The sequence below is a fragment of the Cupriavidus sp. DF5525 genome, from assembly GCF_040149425.2.
Lineage (GTDB): Bacteria > Pseudomonadota > Gammaproteobacteria > Burkholderiales > Burkholderiaceae > Cupriavidus > Cupriavidus pickettii_A.
In genome coordinates this window covers 1057665-1083583 of record NZ_CP168267.1, presented here as the reverse complement: position 1 = coordinate 1083583, position 25919 = coordinate 1057665, and the positions used below count along the sequence as shown (strand labels likewise).

22 protein-coding genes and 3 pseudogenes are annotated in these 25919 nt (G+C 62.5%); 18 read left to right on the top strand and 7 right to left on the bottom strand.

What is annotated here, in order from left to right:
* The first annotated feature begins 85 nt into the window (after nt 1-85).
* The 18 genes and pseudogenes from ABNX08_RS39580 to ABNX08_RS39495 all read left to right on the top strand — a co-directional run bounded on the left by ABNX08_RS39580 (nt 86) and on the right by ABNX08_RS39495 (nt 17237).
* On the top strand, nt 86-463 hold the full coding sequence (locus tag ABNX08_RS39580; protein WP_349609735.1) for a hypothetical protein: 378 nt from the start codon (nt 86-88) through the stop codon (nt 461-463).
* A gap of 143 nt (nt 464-606) precedes the next feature.
* On the top strand, nt 607-1182 hold the full coding sequence (locus ABNX08_RS39575; RefSeq protein ID WP_349609733.1) for a hypothetical protein: 576 nt from the start codon (nt 607-609) through the stop codon (nt 1180-1182).
* The gene (locus ABNX08_RS39570; RefSeq protein WP_374063747.1) at nt 1130-1558 is read left to right on the top strand and encodes a hypothetical protein; all 429 of its coding nucleotides are present in this window, start codon (nt 1130-1132) and stop codon (nt 1556-1558) included. Before ABNX08_RS39575 ends, ABNX08_RS39570 begins: the two co-directional genes overlap by 53 nt.
* A 492-nt stretch (nt 1559-2050) precedes the next feature.
* On the top strand, nt 2051-2356 hold the full coding sequence (locus tag ABNX08_RS39565; protein WP_013958920.1) for a DUF485 domain-containing protein: 306 nt from the start codon (nt 2051-2053) through the stop codon (nt 2354-2356).
* The gene (locus tag ABNX08_RS39560) at nt 2356-4020 is read left to right on the top strand and encodes a cation acetate symporter (protein ID WP_349609731.1); all 1665 of its coding nucleotides are present in this window, start codon (nt 2356-2358) and stop codon (nt 4018-4020) included. Before ABNX08_RS39565 ends, ABNX08_RS39560 begins: the two co-directional genes overlap by 1 nt.
* Nucleotides 4021-4066: 46 nt before the next feature.
* Complete coding sequence (locus tag ABNX08_RS39555; protein ID WP_374063746.1) at nt 4067-4315, top strand: hypothetical protein; 249 nt, start codon at nt 4067-4069, stop codon at nt 4313-4315.
* Between the two features lies 1 nt (nt 4316).
* Nucleotides 4317-7070 (top strand): ATP-binding protein, encoded by a 2754-nt coding sequence (locus ABNX08_RS39550; protein WP_374063745.1) that lies wholly within the window; start codon nt 4317-4319, stop codon nt 7068-7070.
* Nucleotides 7067-7453: a response regulator transcription factor gene (locus ABNX08_RS39545; RefSeq protein ID WP_042876714.1), complete on the top strand. Its 387-nt coding sequence runs from the start codon at nt 7067-7069 to the stop codon at nt 7451-7453. Before ABNX08_RS39550 ends, ABNX08_RS39545 begins: the two co-directional genes overlap by 4 nt.
* Entirely contained in the window at nt 7450-9612 is a 2163-nt protein-coding gene (locus ABNX08_RS39540; protein WP_349609727.1) for an exonuclease domain-containing protein, read from the top strand. The genes ABNX08_RS39545 and ABNX08_RS39540 overlap by 4 nt, the downstream gene beginning before the upstream one ends.
* Nucleotides 9613-9622: 10 nt before the next feature.
* On the top strand, nt 9623-10741 hold the full coding sequence (locus ABNX08_RS39535) for a DUF294 nucleotidyltransferase-like domain-containing protein (protein ID WP_349609725.1): 1119 nt from the start codon (nt 9623-9625) through the stop codon (nt 10739-10741).
* Between the two features lie 158 nt (nt 10742-10899).
* Nucleotides 10900-12873, top strand: coding sequence for an acetate--CoA ligase (gene acs, locus ABNX08_RS39530; protein WP_349609723.1), 1974 nt, complete (start codon nt 10900-10902; stop codon nt 12871-12873).
* Nucleotides 12874-13116: 243 nt separating this feature from the next.
* Nucleotides 13117-13698 carry a phasin family protein gene (locus ABNX08_RS39525; RefSeq protein WP_349609721.1) on the top strand — a complete coding sequence of 194 codons (582 nt, stop codon included), beginning with the start codon at nt 13117-13119 and terminating at the stop codon, nt 13696-13698.
* A gap of 55 nt (nt 13699-13753) precedes the next feature.
* A complete protein-coding gene (locus tag ABNX08_RS39520; protein ID WP_349609719.1) occupies nt 13754-14131 on the top strand; it encodes a hypothetical protein in 378 nt (125 codons plus the stop codon).
* Between the two features lie 211 nt (nt 14132-14342).
* The gene (locus ABNX08_RS39515; RefSeq protein WP_349609751.1) at nt 14343-14411 is read left to right on the top strand and encodes a hypothetical protein; all 69 of its coding nucleotides are present in this window, start codon (nt 14343-14345) and stop codon (nt 14409-14411) included.
* An 87-nt stretch (nt 14412-14498) separates the two neighbouring features.
* The gene (locus tag ABNX08_RS39510; protein ID WP_349609717.1) at nt 14499-14972 is read left to right on the top strand and encodes an alpha/beta fold hydrolase; all 474 of its coding nucleotides are present in this window, start codon (nt 14499-14501) and stop codon (nt 14970-14972) included.
* Nucleotides 14973-15017: 45 nt separating this feature from the next.
* Nucleotides 15018-15083: pseudogene (locus ABNX08_RS39505) on the top strand (zinc-ribbon domain-containing protein); the annotation flags it as partial.
* A gap of 50 nt (nt 15084-15133) precedes the next feature.
* Nucleotides 15134-16228: pseudogene (locus ABNX08_RS39500) on the top strand (integrase); the annotation flags it as partial.
* Between the two features lie 25 nt (nt 16229-16253).
* Nucleotides 16254-17237, top strand: coding sequence for an ATP-binding protein (locus ABNX08_RS39495; protein WP_349609715.1), 984 nt, complete (start codon nt 16254-16256; stop codon nt 17235-17237).
* A 922-nt stretch (nt 17238-18159) separates the two neighbouring features.
* Here the strand turns inward: ABNX08_RS39495 and ABNX08_RS39490 are convergent.
* From ABNX08_RS39490 to ABNX08_RS39460, 7 genes and pseudogenes are all read right to left on the bottom strand, one after another.
* Nucleotides 18160-18663, bottom strand: a pseudogene (locus tag ABNX08_RS39490) (integrase); the annotation flags it as partial.
* Between the two features lie 113 nt (nt 18664-18776).
* Entirely contained in the window at nt 18777-19982 is a 1206-nt protein-coding gene (locus ABNX08_RS39485) for an acyl-CoA dehydrogenase (protein WP_349609713.1), read from the bottom strand.
* A gap of 16 nt (nt 19983-19998) precedes the next feature.
* Complete coding sequence (locus tag ABNX08_RS39480) at nt 19999-21189, bottom strand: acyl-CoA dehydrogenase (protein ID WP_349609711.1); 1191 nt, start codon at nt 21187-21189, stop codon at nt 19999-20001.
* 50 nt (nt 21190-21239) lie between these two features.
* The gene (locus ABNX08_RS39475; RefSeq protein ID WP_349609749.1) at nt 21240-22916 is read right to left on the bottom strand and encodes an AMP-binding protein; all 1677 of its coding nucleotides are present in this window, start codon (nt 22914-22916) and stop codon (nt 21240-21242) included.
* 59 nt (nt 22917-22975) lie between these two features.
* Nucleotides 22976-24013, bottom strand: a complete 1038-nt coding sequence (locus tag ABNX08_RS39470; protein ID WP_349609709.1) for a tripartite tricarboxylate transporter substrate binding protein — start codon at nt 24011-24013, stop codon at nt 22976-22978.
* A gap of 219 nt (nt 24014-24232) precedes the next feature.
* Nucleotides 24233-24895, bottom strand: coding sequence for a helix-turn-helix domain-containing protein (locus tag ABNX08_RS39465; protein WP_349609707.1), 663 nt, complete (start codon nt 24893-24895; stop codon nt 24233-24235).
* Between the two features lie 148 nt (nt 24896-25043).
* Nucleotides 25044-25838, bottom strand: coding sequence for an enoyl-CoA hydratase-related protein (locus ABNX08_RS39460; protein ID WP_349609705.1), 795 nt, complete (start codon nt 25836-25838; stop codon nt 25044-25046).
* Nucleotides 25839-25919: the final 81 nt, after the last annotated feature.

Sequence of the window (25919 nt, the reverse complement as noted above, 5' to 3'; positions counted from 1 at the left end):
CAAGGGAGGCCCGCTCGAGCATCTGGGCGCCGCGCCGGCTCGGTGTGGATTACGCTGATCGGTATCGCAACGGTGGGAGCAAACCATGCGGTTGATCATCGAAGCCAGATTGGCCGACGAGGGCAGCGACACTGGCCATGACGTTGACGGAGTTTTGGCCGTGATTGAGCGCCGTGACTGTAGTCTTGCGGACATGGGCCTGACCCTCGCGGAGGGGCGGTCGCTGTTGGCCAAGGTGCAGGCCGAGTTGGTTTCGAAGCAAGTGGAGGGGTGGCTCTCGGGCCAGACCCATTGTCGCTGCTGCGGCGCGGCATTGAGCCACAAGGACAGTCGCTCGATGGTGGTGCGCACTGTGTACGGCAAGGTGACGGTGAACAGTCCGCGGCTGTGGTCGTGTGCTTGCCAGCAGAATGCGCGGAGGGCCGCGGTGTGTGGTGCACCCCTTATCCAAAGCCCTGACTAACCGCGCCACGCCGGAGCTGGAATACCTCCAGGCGAAGTGGGCAAGCCATCTGCCGTACCGGCAGGCCACGGCTATGCTTAAGGAAGTGCTGCCGCTGGATAAGGGCATTTCGTTCAGCGGCACCCGGGATCGGATTCGCACTATTGGGAAAACAACTCGACGCTGACATCGAGCGTGACATCGCGAAACTGCCCCAGGCCGTTGCAGCCGTCCAGGTTCGCGAATCCAGCCATGTCGCTGCCGTGAGCGTCGACTCGGCGTGGCTGCGGCATTGCGACTCCGAGAGAGGCCTTGGTCGCCACGTCAACCTCGTCGCCGGGCGAGCGACGTTCACCGACAGCCCGCCAAAGTTCTATGCCTATGTGCACCGGGAAGTCACCTCGGCTGCAGCGCGACTCGATCAGTTCCTCAGTCGAAACGGTGTGGCGACCGATGAACGCGTGACCGTGATCAGCGATGACGCCGGTGAATTTGAGAAGACCGTCCAGGGCAGTCAGCTTGCTCGCGGCAGGATTCTCGATTGGTTCCACATCGCCATGAAGTTCAACGCGGCGCAGCGTTCCGTGTTCGGCAGCAAGATGATCGACTCACTGGAACGAGAGTCGATAGAGACCGAAATCACTCACGCCAAGTGGCTGGTCTGGCATGGCAAGGGCCGCAAAGCGTTTGGAGCGCATCAAGGCATTGAACGCTCGACTGCTGACGAGGACGGGGTATGAATTCAGCACGCTGTGGTGGAACCTGGATAAAGTCTCCTGGTACCTGAGGAACAACACGCATACGTTGGCCAACTACGGCGCTCGGCATCGAAAGGGCCTGCCGATCAGCAGTAGCATCGCGGAGTCCGCGGTGAACCAGGTCGTCAGCCATCGCATGGCCAAGAAGCGACAGATGCGCTGGACGGACGAAGGGGCGCACTGCATGGTGCAGGTCAGGGTCGCGGTTTTGAACGGGGAACTTTCACCCGACCGCATCTCCGCACTCGAGATCGCCGCCTCCCGTCACAGCCAATGCGTCGGACATGCATCGCCAGACCGGCATCGGCCAACGAACAGAATTAACCGTGACATCCTCGCCGCAAGCCAGGGCGCCTAACGAAATCGGCCTCCCCAATTTTTGCACGCTCTCGTATACGCTGGAGGAGCGAATTATCGTGAGCCGCCAAAGGAACCCTTGCCGAGGGAAGCTGCCGAGCTCTTCGAGCAATTCGGGCTTCCCTCGGAGTTACAACCCCAAGGTTTTTAACGCTCCCGAAGCGGAATGGCTGCTGATCCGCACCTTGCCGACGGGCTGGAATGCTCCCATGGCCGGGACGCGCGGGCGGCGCAACGCTTGCTTTGGTGCCTGCGTGCCAGTGAGTTGGCCCGGTACGGAACCGTACCGATTTCTCACTCGATTGCGAGCACCGTTTCCACGATTGCCCTGCGAGATGCTAGGCAAATACGTCTCAAGGCACTTGCCTTTGGCCCGCGTGCACATCGCCATGAATGAGTGCGGCTGTTCGACATACGACCAAAAGACATACGAGTTGAGACAAAAAAACCGGCTACGGATAGGGCCTCTTATCCGGCGAACAGGAGACAAGGCATGGAAGAAGATCTCGTTCAACGGATAGAGTCCAATTCCAACTACCGGCGGCTGGTTTCAGCCCGCTCCACCTACGGATGGGTGCTGACCGCAATGATGATGGTCGTGTACTACGGCTACATCCTTCTGGTTGCCTTCGGGAAGACCTTGCTCTCCACCAGGATCGGCGATGGCGTGATGACCTGGGGGATTCCGATCGGACTCTTTGTGATCGTATTTACGGTGGTCGTCACCGGCATCTACGTCCGGCGCGCCAACGGCGAATTCGACAACCTGACGGCTCAGATTCGCAAGGAGGTGCTGTAATGTCGGCCCGGAACCGTATCCTATGCGCATTGGTGCTACTGGCCCTTGGTGGCGCAGCCTGGGGAGCCGGTGGCGATCTTGGCCAAATGCAAAAGCAGCCAACCAACTGGACAGCGATATCCATGTTCGCTGTATTTGTGGTGTTCACCTTGTTCATCACCAAATGGGCTGCCGCCAAGACAAAGTCCGCGGCGGATTTCTACACCGCCGGCGGCGGCATCACCGGATTCCAGAACGGGCTGGCAATTGCAGGCGACTACATGTCCGCGGCATCCTTTCTTGGGATATCGGCCGCGGTTTACCTGAACGGCTATGACGGCCTGATCTATTCGATCGGTTTTCTGGTGGGCTGGCCTGTTATCACCTTCCTGATGGCCGAGCGCCTGCGCAACCTCGGTCGCTTTACCTTTGCCGACGTGGCGGCCTATCGCTTCGCGCAGACCCCGATCCGCGTGTTCGCGGCCTCCGGCACGCTGGTGGTGGTGGCGTTCTACCTGATCGCCCAGATGGTCGGTGCCGGCCAGTTGATCAAGCTGCTGTTCGGCCTGGAGTACTGGCTTGCGGTGGTGATCGTCGGCACCCTGATGATGGTGTACGTGCTGTTCGGGGGCATGACGGCGACTACCTGGGTCCAGATCATCAAGGCTGGCCTGCTGCTTGCGGGTGCGAGCTTCATGGCATTCATGGTGCTGGCGCAGTTCCATTTCAATCCCGAAGCGCTCTTCGCCAAAGCGGTTGAGATCCACGCCAAGAAGGACTCTATCATGGGCCCGGGCACCTTCATCAAGGATCCCATCTCTGCCATTTCATTCGGCATGGCGCTGATGTTCGGCACTGCGGGCCTGCCTCACATCCTGATGCGGTTCTTCACCGTACCTAGCGCCAAGGAAGCACGCAAGTCGGTGTTCTGGGCGACAACCTGGATCGGCTACTTCTACCTGCTCACCTTCATCATCGGCTTTGGCGCCATTGTCCTGGTCAGCACCAACCCGGTGTACAAGGACGCGCTTGGCGGCTTGCTGGGCGGCAACAACATGGCGGCTATCCACCTTGCGAACGCCGTCGGCGGCAATGTCTTCCTCGGCTTTATTTCCGCGGTGGCCTTCGCCACGATTCTTGCCGTAGTCGCGGGGCTGACGTTGTCCGGCGCTTCGGCGGTGTCGCATGACCTCTACGCGACCGTGTTCAAGAAGGGCAAGGCCGCCAGCGACAAGGAACTGCGCGTATCGCGCGTGACGACCATCGCGCTGGGCGTCGTGGCCGTGATTCTGGGGATCGCATTCGAGAAGCAGAATATTGCCTTCATGGTGTCGCTCGCTTTTGCGGTGGCGGCATCGGCGACCTTCCCCGTGTTGTTCATGGCTGTGCTGTGGAAAGACTGCACGACACGTGGCGCGACCATCGGCGGCTTTCTCGGCCTGATTACCGCCGTCGGCCTGACCATTGTCTCCAAGTCGGTCTGGGTCGATGTGTTCGGCTACACGGATGCCATCTTTCCATACACATCGCCGGCCCTGTTCTCCATGACCGTGGCGTTTGTCGGCATCTGGCTGTTCTCGATACTGGACCACAGCGAGCGTGCCCGCATCGACCGGGCGGGATACCCGGCGCAGAAGGTCCGCTCTGAAACCGGCATCGGCGCATCGGAGGCTTCCGGCCACTGAGGCCGCTGAAGCCACTGGAGGCATTGACGTCACTGAGGACCGTTTCATGTTGCGCCGTTCCCTTCTCGGGCACCGTCTGATCGCGCTGTTTGCCCTGGGCTGGCTGTTGTTCAACTACCCATTGCTGGCGCTATTCAACGACACGCTCACGTGGTTCGGCATCCCGCGCTTGTACTGCTACTTGTTTGCCGCATGGGCGTTGCTCATTGCCCTACTGGCGTTCACGGCAGAGCAGAAGGCGCCGCGCGGAAGACACTCGCAGTCCGACCCGTCGGTACCTGTGCCGGAGGACTGAAATGCTGGATGGCTGGGTCGTTGCGCTGGCGTCGTTCGCGTATCTCGGCATGTTGTTTGCGATTGCGTTCTACGGCGATAGGCGCGCGGATGCCGGTGCCAGCATGATAAACAGCCCGTACCTGTATGGGTTGTCGCTGGCCGTCTACGCAACCTCATGGACTTACTATGGCAGCGTCGGCCGGGCTGCGCTCAGCGGCATCGGCTTCCTGCCCATCTACCTCGGCCCCACGCTGATGGCGGCACTCTGGTGGACCCTGCTGCGCAAGATCATCCACATCAGCAAAAACAACCGCATCACCTCGATTGCCGACTTCCTTGCCTCCCGTTACGGCAAGAGCGCGCTGCTCGGCGGCCTTGTCACGCTGGTGTCGGTGATTGGCATCGTGCCCTATATCGCGCTGCAGCTGAAGGCGGTCTCGGCAAGTGTCGCGGTACTGGCGCATTCCCCCGGCCTCGGCATGCGGGGCGACGAAGCCGGGCCGGTCTGGTCGGACACGACGCTCTACCTCGCGCTGATGCTGGCGGTGTTCACCATCCTGTTTGGCACCCGTCACGTCGATGCGGCAGAGCGCCATGAAGGCATGGTTGCCGCGATCGCCTTCGAATCGCTGGTCAAGCTGGTGGCGTTCCTTGCGGTGGGGGTCTTTGTCACCTTTGGCATCTACGACGGATTCGGGGACCTGTTCGGGCGTGCCGAAGGGGTGCCTGCCCTGAAAGCGCTCCTGACGTTGAATGGCGATTCGGCGGGTGCCGGTAACGTAACCTTTGGCGCATGGGCCGTGCTGATCGTGCTGTCGATGTTCTCGATGCTGCTCCTGCCGCGCCAGTTCCAGATCGCAGTCGTCGAGAACATCGACGAAAACCACCTGAAGACGGCCACCTGGCTATTGCCTTTGTATCTCCTGGCCATCAATGTCTTTGTCCTGCCCATCGCCTTCGCGGGGATCCTGCACTTCCCAGGGGGCGAAGTCGATCCGGATATGTACGTGCTAGCCCTGCCTATCGGGGAGCAGTCCCCGGCGCTCACGCTCCTGGTGTTTATCGGCGGGCTGTCGGCGGCCACTGGCATGGTCATCGTCGAGACCATCGCACTTAGCACCATGGTCTGCAATGACCTGGTGATGCCGTTGCTACTGCACCTTAAGCCGCTGCGGTTTAGCCATCGCGCCGATATCAATGCGCTGCTGCTGACCATCAGGCGCGCGGCAATCGTGCTGTTGATGATGCTCGGCTACGCCTACTTCCGCCTGGCCGGCGAAGCCTACGCGTTGGTTTCGATCGGCTTGATTTCGTTCGCGGCCGTGGCCCAGTTCGCGCCCGCGATGCTGGGCGCGATCTACTGGAAGAACGGTACGCGGCAAGGCGCGCTTGTCGGGCTGGGTGCCGGCTTCCTGCTCTGGGCCTACACGCTCCTGCTGCCATCGTTTGCGCAGTCCGGCTGGGTGCCGGCCAGCTTTGTCGAATACGGGCCGTTCGGCATAGGCTGGCTGAGGCCGCGGCAGCTGTTTGGCCTGGACGGCCTGGATCCGGTCTCGCATGCGCTGTTCTGGAGCATGCTGGCGAACGTCGGTGGCTATGTCGGCGTGTCGCTCACGACCACGCAAAGCGCGGTGGAGCGGGTGCAGGCCATCCTGTTCGTCGATGCCTACGCGCACAGCGGCAGCGCGCGGGAACCCCATGTATGGCGTGGCAGCGCTTCGGTGGATGCGGTACTCGCGTTGCTGCGGCGTTTCCTTGGCGCCGCGCGTGCCGATGAGGCCTATGCGCGATTTCGTGAGCAAGGCAGGGCGGACGGGCGGTCGACCGACGCCGACTTGGTGCATTTCGCGGAGATCCAGCTGGCCGGCGCAATTGGCGCCGCATCGGCGCGGGCAGTGATCGCTTCTGCGGTGAGTGAGGCACCGCTCGGCTTGGACGAAGCCATGGCGATCCTGGATGAGACCGCGCAAGCGGTCGCCTACAGCCGGCAACTGGAACAGAAATCGCGTGAGCTCGAGACCGTGTCGGCTGGACTCAAGGCAGCCAACGTGCGGCTCACCGAACTCGACCACATGAAGGACGACTTTATCTCGACCGTGACCCACGAGCTGCGCACGCCACTGACGTCAATCCGTGCCTTCTCGGAAATCCTGCGCGACCATCCCGATCTTGCCGCTGACAAACGCAGCGAATACCTCGACCTTGTAATCAAGGAAAGCGAGCGCCTCACACGCCTCATCAACAACGTGCTCGACCTGGCGAAGATCGAATCCGGTAGCACCGAATGGCACACCGTACCGCTAGACTTGAAGCAGGTGATCCAGGACGCGGTGGACGCTACTCGGCACCTGTTCCTGGAGCAACGCATTCAGCTTGCGTTGCAGTTGCCCCCGCAGGTCCCGCTGCTGCTGGCCGACCCCGACCGGCTGATGCAGGTGATGCTGAACCTGCTGTCGAATGCGGTGAAGTTCTGCGACCGGGCGCACGGCCGCGTCGCGGTGAGCCTGGAGGTGGTGGGCAACGATTTGCGTGTTGCGGTGCGAGACAACGGGGGCGGCGTGCGTCCGCAGGACCGGGAGCTTATCTTCGACAAGTTCCGCCAGGGCGGCGACAGGCTGGCGGGCAAGCCCCAGGGCACCGGGCTGGGATTGCCGATCAGCCGGGAAATCATCCGTCATTTCGGCGGTAGGCTGTGGCTGGAAGCGACGCCGGAAAACGGCGCGGTGTTCGTATTCACGCTGCCGCTGCAGAAGGCACCGGAGACAACGTCATGACCCACAAAGTCCTCATCGTCGATGACGAACCGAACATCGTGATCCCGCTGGAATTCCTGATGCAGCAGAGCGGCTACGAAGTAGGCATTGCGCGCGATGGGCAGGCAGCCTTGGCGCAGATGACCGCGTTTCAGCCCGATCTGGTCCTGCTCGACATCATGCTCCCGTTGCTTAGCGGCTTCGAGGTCTGCCAGAAGATCCGGGAAAACAAGGCTTGGGATCGGGTCAAGGTGGTCATGCTGTCGGCGAAGGGACGAGACCTGGAGGTGGCCAAGGGCCTCGCGCTGGGCGCCGATGCCTATATCACCAAGCCGTTTTCCACCAGGGCGCTGGTCGAGCAGGTGAGCGCCTTGCTCGCGAGCGGCCAGAGAGCACGCGAATGATTCAAAAGTGGATCGCGAAACACCGCTTTGGCGTTACGTTGGCGCTGCTCTTCCTGGTGCAGCTGTTTGTCGTCGGCGCGATGTTCTTGCCGCTTGCGATCGATCTGCCGGCGGCACAGCGCGCGTGGTTGACCGCGCTGGTGTTGCAGCGCCGTGCGCTATGGATCGCGCTCGCGGCACTGCTGCTGCTAGCGTTGGGCTTTGGCCTGAAGGCGTTGTTCGACGCTTACCTGACGCCAGTGGCGCGCCTGGCCGAAGACGCCGCGCTGCTTGCGGCCAACCTTGGGCACCGCATCGAGCCACAGGGGGCGCGCGGCGTGCGCATCCTCGGAGAAGCGCTCAACCTGCTGGCAGCTTCCAATCAGACGCTGCACGATGGCGTGCAGCAGAAAATCGAGTTGGCGAACCGCGCGCTGGCCGAGGAAAAGAACCGGCTCGCCGCGCTCATGGCGGAGCTTTCCTTGAGCGTGCTGGTCTGCAATATCGAAGGGCAAATACTGCTCTACAACGACAGCGCCAGGCAGTTGCTTGACGCCGGGCGGGGCGGCGCGCCTGCGGCCGGCACGGCGGCAATCGGGCTGGGCCGCTCTGTGTTCGGCGCGATCGAACGTGGGCTTATCCTGCATGCGCTGGAGCAGATCCAGCAGCAACTTCGGGAGAGCGAGGACGGCGCGGCGAGACCGGTATCCGGATTTGTCGCCACGCTCGCGCACGGCCAGATCGTGCGCGCGCAGATGGCGCCGGTGTTCGACAGCGCACACACCCTCAATGGCTTCGTGCTGACGTTGGAAGACATCACCCGCAACGTCGAGGCCGACAGCCGCCGCGACGCGTTGCTGCAGTCGCTCACACAAGATGCGCGCGCCACGCTGGCGAGTATCCGTACGGCGGTGGAAGCCATCCAGGCGTACCCGGAAATGAGCGCGGAGAAGCGGACTCAGCTCACCGGCATCATCGACGACGAATCGCAGCGCCTGGTGTACCAGATCGACCGTGCCGTGGATCAGCGCGGCGCCGGGATGGACAGCCGTCAGGAACTAGAAGAGATGCGCGGCGCCGATCTGCTCGCGCTGCTGGTGCGACGAATCGGCAGCCCCTCGCTCAGCGTTACCACCAGCGATACGGTCGACGCCACGTTGTGGCTCAAGGTGGACAGCTACGCCTTGACCCAGGCGCTGGCCTATCTTGCGCAGCGGCTCGCCACCGAAGCCAGCGTCACCGAGTTGCGCTTCGGGCTGCATCGTGCCGGCCGGCTGGCCTATCTCGATCTCACCTGGCGCGGCACGCCGCTGACCGCCGACACGCTGCGGGTGTGGGAGAACGCGCCGTTGCCGATCACCGCGGCCGGCGCAGCGCTCTCGCTGAGCGCACTGATCGCGCGTCAAGGCGGCGAAGCCGTGTGTTCCGCCGGGGCGTCGCCTGATGTCGCTCGCTATCGTCTGATGCTGCCGCTGTCCGAGCCGGGGCCGGCGCTGGACATCCCGCCGGCACAGGAAGGCCGCCCGGAATTCTACGATTTCGACTTGTTCCACAGGCCGGGACAGAGCGCCGAGGCCGACCAGTGCCTGCTCTCGCAACTCAATTTCACGGTGTTCGATACCGAGACCACCGGGCTGGATCCCGCAGCCGGCGATGAGATCATCTCCATCGGTGCCTTGCGCATCGTCAATGGCCGGCTGCTGCAGCGGGAAAGCTTCGACCAGCTGATCCAGCCGCGTGGCGCGCTGAGCGCCGGGTCGATCGCGATTCACGGCATCACGCAAGCCATGCTCAATGGCCAGCCACCGATCGAAACGGTACTGCCGCAGTTCCACCGTTTCGCCGCTGACACCGTGCTTGTCGCGCACAATGCCGCGTTCGACATGAAGTTCCTGCAAATGCTGGAGGCAAGAACCGGCACGGCCTTCACCCAGCCGGTCCTCGATACGCTGCTGCTATCGCAAGTGATCCACCCCCATCAGGCTGAGCACACGCTGGAGGCGATCGCCGGCCGTTTCGGGGTGGCGATCATCGGCCGCCATACCGCGCTGGGCGACGCGATCGTCACCGGCGAGGTTTTTCTCAAGATGACCCCCTTGCTCGCGGAAAAAGGCATCTTCACGCTGAAGGAGGCACGCGATGCCGCGCAACAGACCCACTATGCGCGGATCCGGTACTGAGGAATCGACCATGAGCGATCCGCCAACGATCCATCCCGATGCCGCCTTCGACCCGACTGCCGTGGGGGGCGGTGCGTTCTCGCGCGATATCGCGGGAGCCAGGCTGCGCGTCGCCGGCGCGCAGGACGAAAGGGACCTGCAGCGGGCAGCCGCGGAGATTCGATCGCTCTGGCAGCGCGTGGCGGGCCAGGCGGCAAGCGAGCCGACTACCCGGCTCATCTCGACGCTCAACGATGCATTGACGCAGCGCGTGATCGATCTCGCCTGTGCCGGGGAGGAGATGGCGGGCATGCGCTGGTGCTGGATCGCCCTCGGCAGCGAAGGCCGCCAGGAACAGACACTGTCGAGCGACCAGGACAACGGGATAATCCTAGCGGGCAGCGGCGGCGCAGAGGCAATGCGCGACCGGATGCTGCCGCTGGCGCTGCGCATCAACGAAACGCTCGATGCTTGCGGGTTCCCGCTGTGCACCGGCCAGATTATGGCGAGCAATCCGCAATGGTGCCTGGACCTGCATGAATGGCGGGAGCGCTTCGCGAGCTGGATCATCGAAGGTGATCCGCCGGGGTTGCTTAACGCCACCATCTTCTTCGACTTGCGGCCGCTTTACGGCGCCCGGGAGCTGGCGCAGGCATTGATGGGTTGGCTCGGGAAGATGGCGCCGGACAATCCGCGCTTCCTGTTCCAGATGACCGCGAATGCACTGCGGCGCAAAGCACCGCTTGGTTTACTGCGGGACTTCGTGGTCGCGAAGCGCGGTGAGTTCGCCGGAACGATCGATCTGAAGCTGGACGCCGCCACGCTGTTCGTCGATGCGGCCCGCATCTACGGCCTGGCTTGCGGCGCTCGCGCAAGCAATACGGCGCATCGCCTCAGGCGGGCCAGCGAGATGGGACGCCTGGCGCCGAAGGATGTGCAAGCGTGGATCCTCGCTTTCGATTGCATCCAGAGGTTGCGCCTGAAGACACAGCAGCGCTGCTTCGAACGCGGCATGCCCATGCACAACCATGTGGACCCGGACGAACTGGAGGCGGGCGAGCGGCGCGCATTGCTCGACGCCTTGCGCCAAGCCCGTGTATTGCAGAAGCACCTGGCACTGGATTACCTGGACGCTCGCCAGGGCATCTGATCGCGCCGGTGCCGCGCACCGGGTACGGCGGCGTACCGACTTCAAAGGCGATTGCGTGCACAGTTTGGCAAAGGCCTTGAGCCGCTTGTTTTAGGGAGGAAGGCAGAGGATGGCGCGGCGGCATGGCCCCATGCTCAATATGTACGCAGGAGTAAGCAATGAAATCCATTGAATCGGTTCTCCACGAACACCGCCTGTTCCCGCCGCCCGCAGAGCTTGCGGCAGATGCGGCCATCTCTGGCATGGACGCGTACAAGACCCTCGTCGCCGAGGCTGAAGCCGACTACAACGGCTTCTGGGGGCGTCTCGCACGCGAGACGCTGACATGGAAGGCGCCTTTCTCCAAAGTCCTGGACGAGTCGAACGCGCCGTTCTACACGTGGTTCGAGGATGGAGAGCTAAACGCCTCGTACAACTGTCTTGATCGCCATGTCGAGGCCGGCAATGGCGACCGGGTTGCTATCCTCTTTGAAGCCGACGATGGCACCGTGGCCACCGTGACCTACCAGGATCTCCTGCAACGCGTGTGCCGCTTCGCGAACGCGCTCAGGAGACGTGGCGTGAAGAAGGGTGACCGTGTCGTGATCTACCTGCCAATGTCGGTGGAGGGCGTGGTCGCCATGCAGGCATGCGCGCGAATCGGCGCGACGCATTCGATTGTGTTCGGCGGCTTCTCCGCGAAATCGCTGCACGAACGGCTGGTGGGTGTGGGTGCCGTTGCGCTGGTCACCGCGGACGAACAGATGCGCGGCGGCAAAGCCCTGCCGCTGAAGAGTATCGCGGACGAAGCCCTCGCGCTGGGCGGGTGCGAGGCGGTGAAGAGCGTGATCGTGTACCAGCGCACGGACGGCAAGATACAGTGGAACGCGGATCGCGATCTGTGGATGCATGAACTGGCGCAAGCCGAGGCCAGCACCTGTGAACCGGAGTGGGTTGGCGCCGAGCATCCGCTCTTTATCCTGTACACCTCTGGTTCGACCGGCAAGCCGAAAGGCGTGCAGCACAGCACCGGGGGCTTTTTGCTGTGGGCCGCGCAGACCATGAAATGGACCTTCGATTGGAAGCCGACGGATGTATTCTGGTGTACCGCTGACATTGGCTGGATCACCGGCCACAGCTATATTGCCTATGGCCCGCTCGCGGTCGGCGGCACCCAGGTGCTGTTCGAAGGCGTGCCGACTTACCCGCACGCGGGCCGCTTCTGGGACATGATCGCGAAGCACCAGGTCACGGTCTTCTATACCGCGCCAACCGCCATCCGTTCGCTCATTAAGGCAGCCGCTGTTGACGAAAAGGTGAGTCCGTCGAACTATGACCTGTCGTCGCTGCGCATCCTTGGCTCCGTCGGCGAGCCGATCAATCCGGAAGGGTGGATGTGGTACTACACCAACATCGGCGGCGCACGCTGCCCGATCCTCGATACCTGGTGGCAGACCGAGACGGGCGGGCACATGATCTCGCCGCTGCCCGGCGCGACGCCGCTTGTGCCGGGCTCGTGCACCCTGCCGTTGCCGGGCATCATGGCGGCGGTCGTCGATGAAACCGGGCAGGACGTGCCTGCCGGACAGGGCGGGATCTTGGTGATCAAGCGCCCGTGGCCCGCGATGCTGCGCACCATCTGGGGCGACCCCGAGCGCTATCAGTCGAGCTACTTCCCGGAAGAGCTTGGCGGCAAGTTGTACCTTGCCGGCGATGGCGCCGTCCGTGACCCTGTGACGGGCTATTTCACGATCATGGGGCGTATCGACGATGTGCTCAATGTGTCCGGCCACCGGCTTGGCACCATGGAGATCGAGTCGGCGCTGGCTGCGAATGCGCTGGTGGCCGAGGCTGCCGTGGTCGGCCGGCCGGACGAGATCACCGGCGAAACCGTCATTGCGTTCGTGGTGCTGAAGGGCGCGCGCCCCGAGGGCGAGGAAGCGGTGAAGATCGCAAACGCGTTGCGGGCGTGGGTGAGCAAGGAGATCGGACCGATTGCGAAACCGAAGGACATTCGATTTGGCGACAACTTGCCGAAGACGCGTTCTGGCAAGATCATGCGCCGGCTGCTGCGTTCGCTAGCGAATGGCGAGGTGATCACGCAGGATGTGTCGACGCTTGAGAATCCAGCGATCCTCGAGCAGCTCCGCTGAGCCGAAGCGGCCCCTAACGGCGGGACTCGCGCGTGTACGGACATGGACGTGAAATTCTGCGGGACGGTACGCTTGCGGACAGCATTCCTACCCGGAACAGGCTATAGAACAGATGTAGGCGCGCACGTGCCGCAACAGATCAGAGTCGGAACGGGATTTTTCGGAAGATGTGCGTTGCGTCCAGCCACGTTCGACGCACGGATTGTGAGGGCGGCAAGATCCAAGCAGTTTACGAAGGGGCTGGTGGATATCGTGCTGTTCGCCGCCGTCTCGGGCGACAACAACGCGGTGCATATCGACGAGGAATTCTCCCGGACCTCCCACCTCCACCTAGGCGCGACGGCGTTGGCGATTATCGCCGCTGCCTGCCTGCGAACCCGCAACGATTCCTTTCAACAGGAGACAATGATGACCACCCAAACCAACCCCTTCGCCAACGTGACCAAGATGATGCTGGACTTCAAGGTCCCCGGGCTTGATATGTCGCCGATCATCGAGTCGCAGCGCAAGGACATGGAGGCGCTAGCCGAGAGCAACAAGGTTACCTATGAGGCGATGCAAGCCATGGCACAGAAGCAATCCGAGATCCTGACCCGGACCATGCAGGAAATCCAGGACTTTGCCCAGGCCCAGGCCGGTGGCGCTGGCTTGATCGACCCTGGCAAGCAGGCGGAGACGATTCGCGTGGCCTATCAGACGGCGCTGACCGATATGAAGGATCTCGCGGAGATGGCACGCAAGTCGCAGGTCGATGCGCTGGCCACCATCACGCAGCGGGCCACGGAGCATATGGAGGAGATTAAGAAGTTGCTGCATCCCAAGTAGGGCATGGACGCGCTGGCCGACGGCCGCCACGGCACCCGGGATCATGGAGAAATCGATGGCATCGCCCTACAACCTTCCTGACGAATATTTGCAGGGCTTCATCCAATCGGGACAGAGCCTGTGGCTGGCCATGATGCTTAACCCAGCCGCACAGGTCCCCGGTTCCTCCGACGCACCATCTGTGCAGCCCGGCGCAGGACCGTTCGCGGGTCTGCAATGGCACTATTTCCAGCAGCAGTTCGCGCTTTGGACGCGGATGCTTGCCAGCATGGCCGATCGACCGCCCGAAGCGGAGGTCGCGCCCGAGCGGGGCGATCGCCCCTTCAGCGCCGTCGAATGGCGCGACAATCCCTTCTACAGCTTGCTCAAGCAAAGCTACCTGCTCAACGCCAGATTAGCCGAAGACATGGTCGAGGCCGCGGCGTTTGACTAGCCCGCCAAGCAACGGCTGCGCTTCTACACGCGCCAGTTCATCGATGCGATGAGCCCTGCCAACTCTGCCGCGACCAATCCGGAGGTGCTGCAACTCGCGTTCGAGACGCGGGGCGAGAGCCTGCAGGCCGGCCTCAGGAACCTGCTCGCGGACATGCGCAAAGGCGGGCTGTCGATCATCGACGAGACCGGCGTTCGAGATCGGCAAGAACGTGGCAATGTCCGAAGGCGCGGTTGTGTTCGAGGACGCGCTTTTTCAGCTGATCCAGTCGCGCCGCTAACCGAACGGGTGGCAACGCGCCCGCTGCTGATCGTGCCGCCGTCCATCAACAATCTACATCCTGGACTTGCAGCCAGAGAACTCGTTTGTGCGGTTCGCCGTCGAACAAGGCCACACGCTTTTTCTGATGTCGTGGCGCAACCCCGATGCCACGTGTGGCCACGTTACCTGGGGCGATTACCTGAGCCAGGGCGTCAGGAAAGCGATCGAAGTGGCGCTGGCCATCAGCGGCGCCGACAAACTCAACGCGCTCGGCTGGTGCGTGGGTGGGACGATGCTCTCCTCCGCGCTCGCGGTGCTGCGAGCGCGCGCAGATACCTCAGTGGCCAGCCTGACCCTGTTGACCATCATGCTCGACTTCCAGGACCCCGGCGACCTGGGTATGCTCATCGACGAGCAAGGCGTGGCATCCCGCGAGCAGGCAATCGGCCAGGGTGGCATCTACCCCGGCGTGAACTCGGCTTCGTCTTCCAGACGCTGCGTGAAGGTGGCCCTGCGAAACTCGAAGTGGCCAGCTCGGCTCCTACTCCGACTCCACGATCTGTCTTGCGAAGGGCGGTGATTGCGCCTCTAATGGGTTCGTGGCAGGCGGCATTCAGAGGGCAACATGCGCTGCGCAAATTGCGGGTTTGAGAATCCCGCGGGAGCCAATTTCTGCGAGGAGTGTGGGCAAAGGCTTGCGCAAATCTGCCCGCACTGCGGCTATGAGTCCAGTCCCACCGCGGGGCCCTGGAACCGCATCGACCGCGCGACTTCACGATCCCTGGTTTGGTCTATGGTTCGCACGACGGCTTTCCCTCACAGCGCCTGCCGGAGCTCGCGTACACAACCTGGGAGTGGATAAAGCTTGACAATGCGAAGGCGAACCTCGCAAAGGAGACACTGGATGCCTTGTGCGAATTCGTTGGCTGCTGTGCAGACGCAGGGCCGAAGTACAGCCCCGATGATCGACCCTACATTGAACGCTTCTTCGGGACCATTGCGAGCAGACTGTCTTCCAGATTGCCTGGCTATACGGGTTCGCATCCCCGTGATTTGCGGCGCGCTCTAGCCGATCCCAAGGGAAAACTACGCTTGTTTGTGTCGTTTGATGAGTTGGAGGAGTTGGTCGAATATGCGATCGCGAGCTACAACGGTACGCCGCATGCCAGCCTGAACAATGTCACGCCACTTGAGGCGATGGAGTATTTCATTCGGGGCAAGGAACAGTTGGTGACATGGCTTCCCGAACATCGGCGCCGCACGCTGTGCCTGATGCAATCGGCGAGGCGTTGCACAGTGCGAGCATACCTCGACCGGGGCATCCGACCGCACATCAACTTGTATGGCGTGCGATACACCAGCAACATCCTTGCGTGCAGCACGGATCTGATCGGCAAGAGCCTGCTCATCTATATGAATGCCGATGATCTTCGCTGTGTCCGCGCCTTTCAACCTGACGGCGTTGAGTTAGGGCTCTTGGAGGCGCAAGGGAGCTGGGGCGTGATGCGGCACAACCTGAAACTACGCCAGCAAATCGATAAGGAGAGGAAAGACAAGAAGCGGCCGCGTGGGGAAGTCGAGGCGGATCCCATTGCCGACTACGTCGACGGAAAGATGGGGCAGGCAAAGAAAACACGGAAGGCTGCATCCGATCTGGCTGAGGCAAAGCGGATTCTGTCGTCCGCGCCGACGGCGCGAACTGCGATGGGGCGGGGAGCATCTGCCGCGCAGACCACAACGAACGCCGAGTCAGCGAAGACCGAAGAAAAGGCTTCCGAGCAGAAAACACCGACTCGTCCGAAGAAACTGAATATTGGTACCGGCCAGGTCTTTTAACCCTGTCACTCGCGTGGGAGTCATCATGTCGCTTCAAATACCGCGTCCGATCGATCCATCGCTGCACCCCCTGGTCACCGGCAACTATCGCATCGCCACGCCGGCCATCGAAGAACTCTACGAACTGGTCACTCGATGTCTTCACTACAGGATCATGGGCGCGTTGATCTACGGCCCGTCGCGCATCGGTAAGACACGGGCGATAGAGTACGTGCGATTGCTGCTCGCACGCAATCACCCACGCATGACGAGTTACCACGCACGATGCGAACACAAGCCGAGGCATGCCGAAGGACCGTTCTTCGCAAACCTGCTTGAAGCGGTTGGTGATCAGGATCCTAACGCTGGCACCAACCCGGCCAAACGTATGCGCCTCGCTCTACGGATACGTGAGGCCGCTGCTCGGGCAGGCAGTGGCACGGTTCTGCTTTTCTGTGATGAGGCGCAGCGCTACAACGACAATGAATACGAATGGCTGCGCGATGTTCACGATGCGCTGGACCGACAGCAAATCAAGCTGTTCACCTTCCTCGTCGGGCAGCAGGAATTACTAGCGCAGAAGACGGCCATGCAGTTGGCAGGGAAGACGCAAATTGTCGCGCGGCTGATGGTCGAGGAGTTAGCTTTCTACGGGATTCGAAATGCGAAGGACGTGGCGACATGTCTGAGCGGCTATGACGAGACGGCTTATCCTGAGCGTAGCCAATGGAGCTTTACCCGATTCTACGTTCCGCAAGCCTTTGATGCTGGTTATCGGCTGGTTAGCGATGCCGACGTGCTGTGGGAGGCCTTCGAGACGGCGCACCACAAGGCCAGTTTGCCAGGCCAACTCGAGATTCCCATGGAGTCATTCGCTCGCGCCGTCGAGATCCTACTGAAAGACAGCGAGATCAGGGATTGCCCGGGCTACTGTCCCGAGCCAGCGTTGTGGGCTCATGCGGTACGGCATTGCGGTTACGTTCAGTCACGCCATGCAACCGGACGTGTGCTCGTCGCCGCCGCCTTGTGAGGCGGGAGCGCCGCGCTTTCCTATCCTCACGCTCGACGAGACAAAGCTCACACCGGCGCTGGGCTACGTATTCGACAAGAAGTGGATCGAGCCATGGGAGTCGCTTGTCTCGATCTTGTGGAAGTTCAAAATGGCGAATGGGTTGTCTGGTGCCGCGATGATGCGGTTGCTGAGGCCGGACCTGGATCCTTACGAGACTATCCCACCGCGGCAGGGATCGGTGAATACTGTCCGGCTAAATGAGGCTTTGGGCTTGACCAAAAAGACGCTGCAGATGGCGCTCATCGAGAACGCCGAGCAGCGACGCTATTGCGAAGTGCTCCGCTACTGTCGTTCTTGTATGTCACGCGGCTACCACTGCCTCTTGCATCAAATGGCGAGCGCGACTCGATGTCCTGCTCATCGTTACCCCATGGAGTCCGCCTGTCTTCAGTGCGGTCACGAAACCCCGTTCTGCTTGAACGTGCAACGTCTCGAGGCACCGTATCGCTGCGCGCATTGCCGAGCACGCTATGGTGGGCAGGTGTGGCGACCCGGCAGTGTTCGACCCATGAGGCCGGAGTACCGCAAGGCGTTGATGCGCTCATACTTTGAGTATGGCTTGGGATGCAAGAGCCTGGGCTAGACGCCCCACGGGCTCCGACTATATCTGCATTCAGCGATAAAAAGGCACGTTGGCCAGGATTGTCGTTTCCCGCTCTAGCGCCCAATCGCGGCTGCCAGATGGACGATGGCACATAGCCTTTTTCCGCCCTGTTGGCGCGTCGCACACGCTGAATTGACACTTCGCGATCCTTCCGCGGTGACAACTTTCCTTCGCTTTGCTTAAGTAATTGATTTTATTGATGTTGCGTGCGATTTCTCTACCGTTGTCACGCGAATTGACGACATTCCTTCGGGATCGGTGACGACTTTCCTTTGTTCTACGATAGCGCAGGTCGACCTGCTGGTCGGTCATGTGTGAGCCGGCGGTGTGGCGCAGCCAGTGCGCGGAGGCGCTGGCCAGCACTGCGGCCTGCGTCTCCCACTCGGGCCCGCGCGCACGCAGGCGCGCGGCCGCCAGGCCGAATACTTCCTTCAGAATCAGATGCAGCGCCCCGCGTGACAGGGCCTTCTCGCGGCCCTGCTCGCGACCCGTCTCACGGCCGATCACTGGCAGCACCAGCGGGCGCGTCTCGCCAAGTTGCGGCGTGGGCGCCAGCCTGTTGGCGCGGCGGTAGCGCGCCAGCTCGGCGATCAGCTCATCGGTGGCCGGTACCAGGCGCACCTTGTTGCCCTTGCCGGTTACCTCCAGCCACCAGCGCTCGATGCCCGAGCCGTCGCGCCGACAGAAGAACGCCCCCAAGGGGGTGCCCGTCACCTCGGCTGCCCGCAGCCCGCCCAGGTAGAGCACCGTCAGCACCCAGCGGCAGCGCGCGGCATGCAGGACAGACGTGCCGCATGCAGGTGAGCCCCAGCAATTGCGCCCATCCGACGACCAGCCCACCGGGCGCGTGCAAAATTTGCCTGCGGGTGCGGGTGCGGGTGCGGGTGCGGGTGCTAAGCGCTGACAGTCGACGCGGGCAATCGTGCACTGTGACCAGGACGCAGTGTGTGCTGCAGCGCCGCTGCGCACGCTGCCTCATGCTGATCGCTGTTGCCGAACAGCACATCGGCGACAACCGCACGCTTGAAGAAATGGCCCACCGTGTATTCTTCGGTCATGCCAATGCCGCCGTGCAACTGGATCGCCTGGCCACAGACGAACCTGGCTGCCCGGCCAATCAGAAACTTGGCTTGCGAGATCGTGTGCTGCCTGGCTGCGTCGTCGTCGTTCTCCACCGAAGCGAGCAGTGCATACAGCATGGAGCGGGAAAGTTCCAGCTCCGCGGCCATGTCAGCCATGCGGTGCTGCAGTGCCTGGAAGCTGGCGAGGGGAACGGCGAACTGCTTGCGGATCTTCAGGTACTCGGCGGTAATCTCGATGGCCCTCTCCATGCCGCCGATCAGTTCCGCGCAGAGTGCAATGATCGCGTGTGCCAGGCCATGCTGCAAGGCCGGCAAGCCCGACCCTGGTGTTCCAAGCATTGCCCCGGCACTGACCTGTAGCCGGTCGAACACCAGTTCGCCAGCGCCGCTGCCGTCGTGCAGCGCCAGGATCTCTCGCGAAAGGCAGGGACTGGCTGCATCCACGAGGAACAGTGAGATTGCTGTGTCGCCCTCGGCCCCGGGCTTGCCGTCCGCGGCCGTGATCCTCGCGGAAACGATGAAGCCGTCCGCTTCATCGGCGCCCAGCACCAGCGTCTTGCGGCCGTCCAGCAGGTAACCGCCCGCATTCGGCGTCGCGGTCAGGCTTACCACGGCGGGGTCTCCGCGCGACGCAGGCTCGCTATAGGCCAGCGCCAGGCGGATCGAGCCGTCGGCCAGCCCCGGCACCAGGCGATCCTTCTGCGCGGTGCCCGCGGCAGCCACTAGGGTCTGCGCGGCCAGCACCGCGCAACCGAGATAGGGCTCAATGACGAGGCCCCGGCCAAACTGCTGTGCGATCAAGGCAGTATCCAGCAAAGTACCGCCCAGGCCGCCATACTCCTCGGGCAGGGCGGCCGCCAGCCAGCCGTTGTCGGAGAAGGCCTGCCAGTGTCGGGTGCAGTTTTCCGTCTCCTCCTTTAGCATGGTGGCGCGCTCGTCGAAGCTGTAGGCCTTGTCGATGTAGCGACGAACGCTGTCCTGCAGCAGTTGCTGCTCCGGATTCAGATTGAAGTTCATGGTCAAGCCCCGGGGTTCAGAATTGGAACATTGTCTTGGCGACGATGCCGCGCTGGATCTCGCTGCTGCCGCCGTAGATCGTCGCCGCGCGCCGAAAGAACATCTCGGCGGCCAGGCCGTGCCCGTCTCCCGTCTGGTCAGGGCAGGTCGCCGACCGCTGGCCCGCGACTGTATTCGCCACGGCGCCAGAGTCGCCCAACGACTCGACCAGGAACTCGCTCATCTTCTGCTGCAGTTCGGTGCCGCGGACCTTCAGTATCGAACCCATGGCATGGGTGGCCGGGCTGTTGTCGGCCTCCATTGCCGCGACCCGCTGCACCATCACGGCGATCGCGCGCACCTCGGCTTCGTATCGTGCCAGCCGCAGCGCGAACACGTGCCGCTCGACCAGCGCGCCGCGGCCGGCGCGCTGGGTTGCCAGTTGCTTGAGCCGATTGAGCATGCGCAGGAGCGTGGGCAGGTCGGCGGACGAGGCATGTTCGTTGTTCAGCAGGAATTTGGTGATCTTCCAGCCTTCACCCTCGGCGCCGATGAGGTTGCGCACCGGCACGCGCACGTCGTCAAAGAAGGTTTCGTTCAGGTGATGGCGCCCATCTATGCTGACGATCGGTCGCACCGTAATGCCGGGAGTTCTCATGTCAGCGAGCAGGAAGCTGATGCCCGCCTGCTTCTTTACCGATGGGTCGGTCCGCACCAGCAGAAAGATCCAGTCCGCCTGGTGAGCGTAGCTGGTCCATATCTTCTGGCCATTCACAACATAGTGATCGCCGGTGCGCACGGCCTGGGTGCGCAGTGAAGCAAGGTCGGACCCGGAGCCAGGCTCGGAGAAGCCCTGGCACCACAGCCGCGTACCGGTGAAGATCGGTGGCAAATGCTCGGCTTTCTGCTCGGGCGTCGCAAAGCGATTCAGCACGGGGCCCACAAGCTTCTGTGCGAAGCCATCCTGCGTGGGTGCGCCGACGGCGACGCACTCCTCGTCGAAGACCAGGCGCTGCTGCAGCGACCATCCAGTGCCGCCGTGCTCTTCGGGCCAGTGTGGTGCGCCCCAGCCGTGCGCGTTCAGAATGCGCTGCCATGCCACCAGCTCCGCACGCTCCGAGCGCACGCCACTGTTCCGGCCGGCCAGCTCGGCGGGGAGATGATCACGCAGGAATGCGCGCACCTCCTGGCGGAACGCATCCAGATTCGGGTTTCTTCGGAAGTCCATCTATTCGTCTCCTGTTCAGAATAAGCGGCAGCTCGACGTGGCTGCACTGGCTAACCCTGGGCTGCCCGCGCGGCCGCAGCACCGGCAAGATCGCGCTCGATGCGCGCGCGCAAGGCATGCTTGAGCACCTTTCCCGCCGCGTTGCGCGGCAATTCGTCCACGATGAAGAGCTGCTCGGGAATCTTCTGCCGGGCAAGGTTCGCGCACTCCAGGAAGGCGACCATGCCATCAAAGTCGAACGATGCGCCGCTGCGGACCACGACATACGCGCACGGCGTTTCACCCATCCTCGGGTGCGGCATCGCAACAACCGCGGCCTCCTGCACCAAGGGGTGTTGGTGCAGGACGTCCTCGATTTCCTTGGGGCTGAGGTTCTCGCCGCCGCGGATGATCAGGTCCTTTTTGCGCCCGCTGACGGTGAGGTAGCCGCGTGCGTCGACGAAGCCGAGGTCGCCTGTGTGGAAGAAGCCATCCGCGTCGAAGGCTTCTTCCGTATGAGCGGGATCGGTGTAGCCAAGCATGACTTCCGGTCCGCGCGTCACGATCTCGCCCTCCTGGCCGTGGCCGAGCGGGATACCAGTCGTGGCGTCGATGATCCTGACCTCGTGGTTGTGGATGCGACCATCGGTGGTTGCGCCCAACGCCGGCGGGTCACCCGGCGCCACCCCGGACGAGACCGACGGCGCCTCGCTGCTGCCGTAGCCGCGAAAGGTGGCGCAATTCGGCAATACGCTGCGTGCCCGCTCGATGACCTCCGGCGGCACCGGTGCGCCACCGCAACCATACAGGCGCAGCGACGGCAGGTTGAGCTCCCGGCGCTCTACCTCACTGACCAGTTCCAGCAGGAACGGTGTGGCGCCACCGCTGAATGAGACCTTGTGTTGGGCGATCAGCCTGACGCCTTCGACAACGTTCCAGCGATCCATCAGCACGACCTTCAGGCCGGCGGCGAACGGGAGCTCGAGTGCATTCAGGTAGCCGGTGATATGGGTCACCGGTGACGGCATGAACGCCACGTCGTCCGGCGTCAACGAGCGCTGCTGGATGGTCGCGTCGATTTCCGCACGCAAGGTGTTGTGGCTGTGCAGCACGCCCTTGGGCTCGCCGGTGGTCCCGGACGTATAGAGCAGCAGCTTGACCGCGTTGGGATCGACTTCCGGAAAGCTCACCACCGCCGCGAAGGGCTCCGCATCTTCCTGCGCCAGCCAGTCGTCGAAAGCGTCGTACCCCGTGCACTCGGGCCGGACCAGTACGACGTCGCGAAGCGCCGGAAGGCCAGGCCTCAGCCGCTCGAGCATCTCGACATAGTTGATGCTGCGGAATGCCTGCGGAATGAAGAGCACGCGAGTGCGCGAGTGCTTCAGGATGAAGCTGACCTCTGCATCCCGGTAGATCGGCACGATGGGGTTGCAGACATAGCCGCCGATCGTCGCGGCAAGATTGATGATCATCGTCTCGTGCCAGTTCGGCAACTGGAAGCTAATCACATCGCCCGGCCGCATGCCGCGGCGGCGAAGCGCGAGCGCGAGCCGGACCCCGCGCTCGAACAATTGCCGGAAGCTCAGTTCCACGCTTCCGTCGATCACGGCAACGCGATCGGGCGACTCGCAGGCCCGCGCTACGGCGCAATGCCGTAGCGTAACGCCGCTCCAACTACCGCTGTCCGTGTAGCGCTGCACCACCTGTGCATCCAGCCGTGTGTTCCAACCGCTTACATCGTTTCTCATTGCTACTGTTCTCCTCAGATCGCCAAGTCCCTGGCGGCGTCTTGCTCCCGCGCGCAGCATCAAGGCTGCTTGAGATGCAGCGTTTCCACGATTTCCTTCTGTTCCCGATAGGCGGCGTGGGCGTAGTTCCGGTATGCATCGGTGCCAAGGTAGAACGCGTCTTCCTCGTTCTGCGCAAGCAGCTTCCGGATGGCCGGATCTTCCAGCGCCCGCCTGAACGCGTCATGCAGGACCTTGACGATCTTGTCGTCCATGCCCTTGGGGCCGGCGATGCCATAGGGCGACGTCGCCACAAGGCCATATCCCAGCTCCTTGAGCGTGGGGATGTCGGGCCAGCGCTCGGTTCGCTTTTCGCCCCAGGTGACGAGCAGCCTGAACTTTCCGCTGTCCACCAATTGCCCCAGCGCCGATCCGACCAGCGCAGTGACATGGCCTCCCATCAGTGCAGCGGTCGCGTCGCCGGTCCCCTTGAACGGGACATCGGACCAGCGGATGCCGTCATGCCTGGCGATCAGCTTCATGGTGATGTCGTTCGTCGTGTTGACGCCCGGGGTCGCATAGGTAACCTTGCCCGGATTCGCTTTGGCGTAAGCGATGAATTCCTGCCAGGTTTTCCATGGCGCGTCGGCGCGAACCAGTACGCCGGACCTGTAGCCGGACAAGCCGATGATGTAGGTGAAATCCGTCGTCGGGTCGTAGTTCGTCGCCTGGAGGTGCGGCATGCGGAAGACGGACACGGGAATCTGGGAGATGGTGTAGCCGTCGTTCTTTGCCGTCTTCGCCATGACGGCCGGCCCAAGGGTGCCGCTCACTCCCGGCTTGTTGACAACGACGATGGGTTGGCCGAGGAATTGGCTGGCTTTCTCGGCCAGCGCGCGCAGAGTGGCATCCGAGCCGCCTGGCCACGGCACGATCAACTGCACCGGGCGATCGGGGAAACCGGCAGCCAGGGCATGACTGCCAGTGAACGTGCCGATCCCGCCCAGACATAGTCCGGCAAGGATCCGCAGGGCGTGCCTGCGCGGCCTGCATACTTTGGGCGCGATGGCCTCGCGCGGGCCGTGATCGATAAATCGATGATTGGATGGCTTTGACATTGTCTCCTCCTCAAACGGGGGTTCTTTTCACCTGCTTTGCCGGTGTCTTGTCTTTGGCTGAGTCAGTCAAACTTCTTAATGATCGATGACTCATGGTTCATTCAACGCAAAAAATTGGGCTGCATCTCCTCCCAGCTATGATGAGCTCTTCGATAGCGCCAAGGGGCTGCCCGGCCGGGTACGACAGGCCTGGCCCCCGTTGTCTCGCCTTGCCCTGGCTCACCTCAAGCCCTCGCGGACCAGCTTCATGTAGGTCCCGATAATCTTCTCCTGGTTCACTGCCTCCCCCTTCCTGATCTTGCGGCGGGCGTCCTGCAGCAACTGGGCTCGCGCGGCGATCAGCATATTGGCTACCGTCTCCAGTTCATCGTGACTGAAGTGGCGGATGTGGCCCGACGCGACGGCGCGCTCTAGCGAAGCCACATAGCGTTCGCACAGAACCTTGTAGTGCCGCTCGTGGGCGATCGGCGCGGCGAATTCCGCTTCCCCAAGGATGCGCCTGAAACCGGGCCGCTTTTCGAGAAATGCAAACATGGCCCGGAAAGCGAGTTCCTCGACGTCGAAAACATCCTTGGCGCCCACCACTGCCTGGCGCAGATACAGGAGCATCTCCTGCCCCACGGTGGGGAGCAGTTCGTCGAACAGCGCTTGCCGAGACTCGAAATAGAGGTAGAACGTACCTTGGGCAATGCCCGCAAGGTCGGTAATGCGGCTGATCGAAGCATCGGCATAGCCAAGCTCTCCGACGACTTCAACCGCCGCCGCGAAGATTGTCTTGCGTACCTCTTCCGAGCGCGCCTCCTTGCTCAGCCTCTTGCGTTGCCGGACAGCTGCCTTAAGCGATTCTGCGGGCGCAGCTGCCATCGATGGCTTCTCGTTCATCGTGAGATTCAACATTTGCGGGAAACCCTCTATTAAACCGCAAGATGGCAATCGGCGACTCCCGAACGGGCTGCTTCGCGCTGTGCTGGCGACCTGGGTCGACGGGAAGGGGCGGGCGGTCCGTATCGACATAGCCCGCCGACAGTCATCACGCGCCGGTAAAAACCGGCTTGCGCTTGTCACAGAAGGCGTTCACGGCCTCGCGGTGATCGGCGGAAATACTCGACAGCCATTCATAGGGAAGCGAGCTATCCATGATCGAGTGCGCGAGTTGCTTGAGCCCGATGTTGGCGGACACCTTGCTCCACCGGATTGCTTTGGTCGCGCCCGCCGCCAGTCGGTCGGCAAACTGATTTGCCCGCTCCTCCAGTTCGGCCTCAGGCACCACGTGGTTGATCAGGCCGATGCGCGCCGCCTCGGTCGCGGTCAGGGCATCGCCGGTCATCAGGTATTCCTTGGCGCGTGCATAGCCAATGAGTTGCGGCCAGATCACGGCGCCGCCATCCCCTGCAACCAGGCCGACTCTGACATGGGGATCGCCGATCTTGGCGGTGTCCGCGGCGAATATCACGTCGCAGAACAAGGCGATGGTGGCGCCCAGTCCCATCGCGTGTCCGTTGACCTTGGCGATGATCGGCTTTTCGCAATCGAGCAGGGAAAAGATGATCTGTTTGCCTTCGCGGGCCGTTTTCTGAAAGGTGCTCGGCCCGTCGAGCTTCTTGCGCATGCCCTCGATATCGCCGCCGGCCGAGAAGGCGCGGCCCGCTCCGGTCAGCACGATGACGTCCGAGTCTGCGTCGCGATCCGCGTCCGCAAACACCTGGGCCATTTCCTCATGCAATTGCCAGTTGAAGGCATTGAGGTGGTCGGGCCGATTGAGGGTCACTTCCAGGACACGGCCGCGCCGGGCGAACTTGATCGTTTCATACTCGCTGAGCTTCATCTTTCTCCTCGCTTCGTTGTGTCAACCTTATAACGAATGATGAATCACCGTTCATTTTTCGGGGAAACCCTATCCACATGC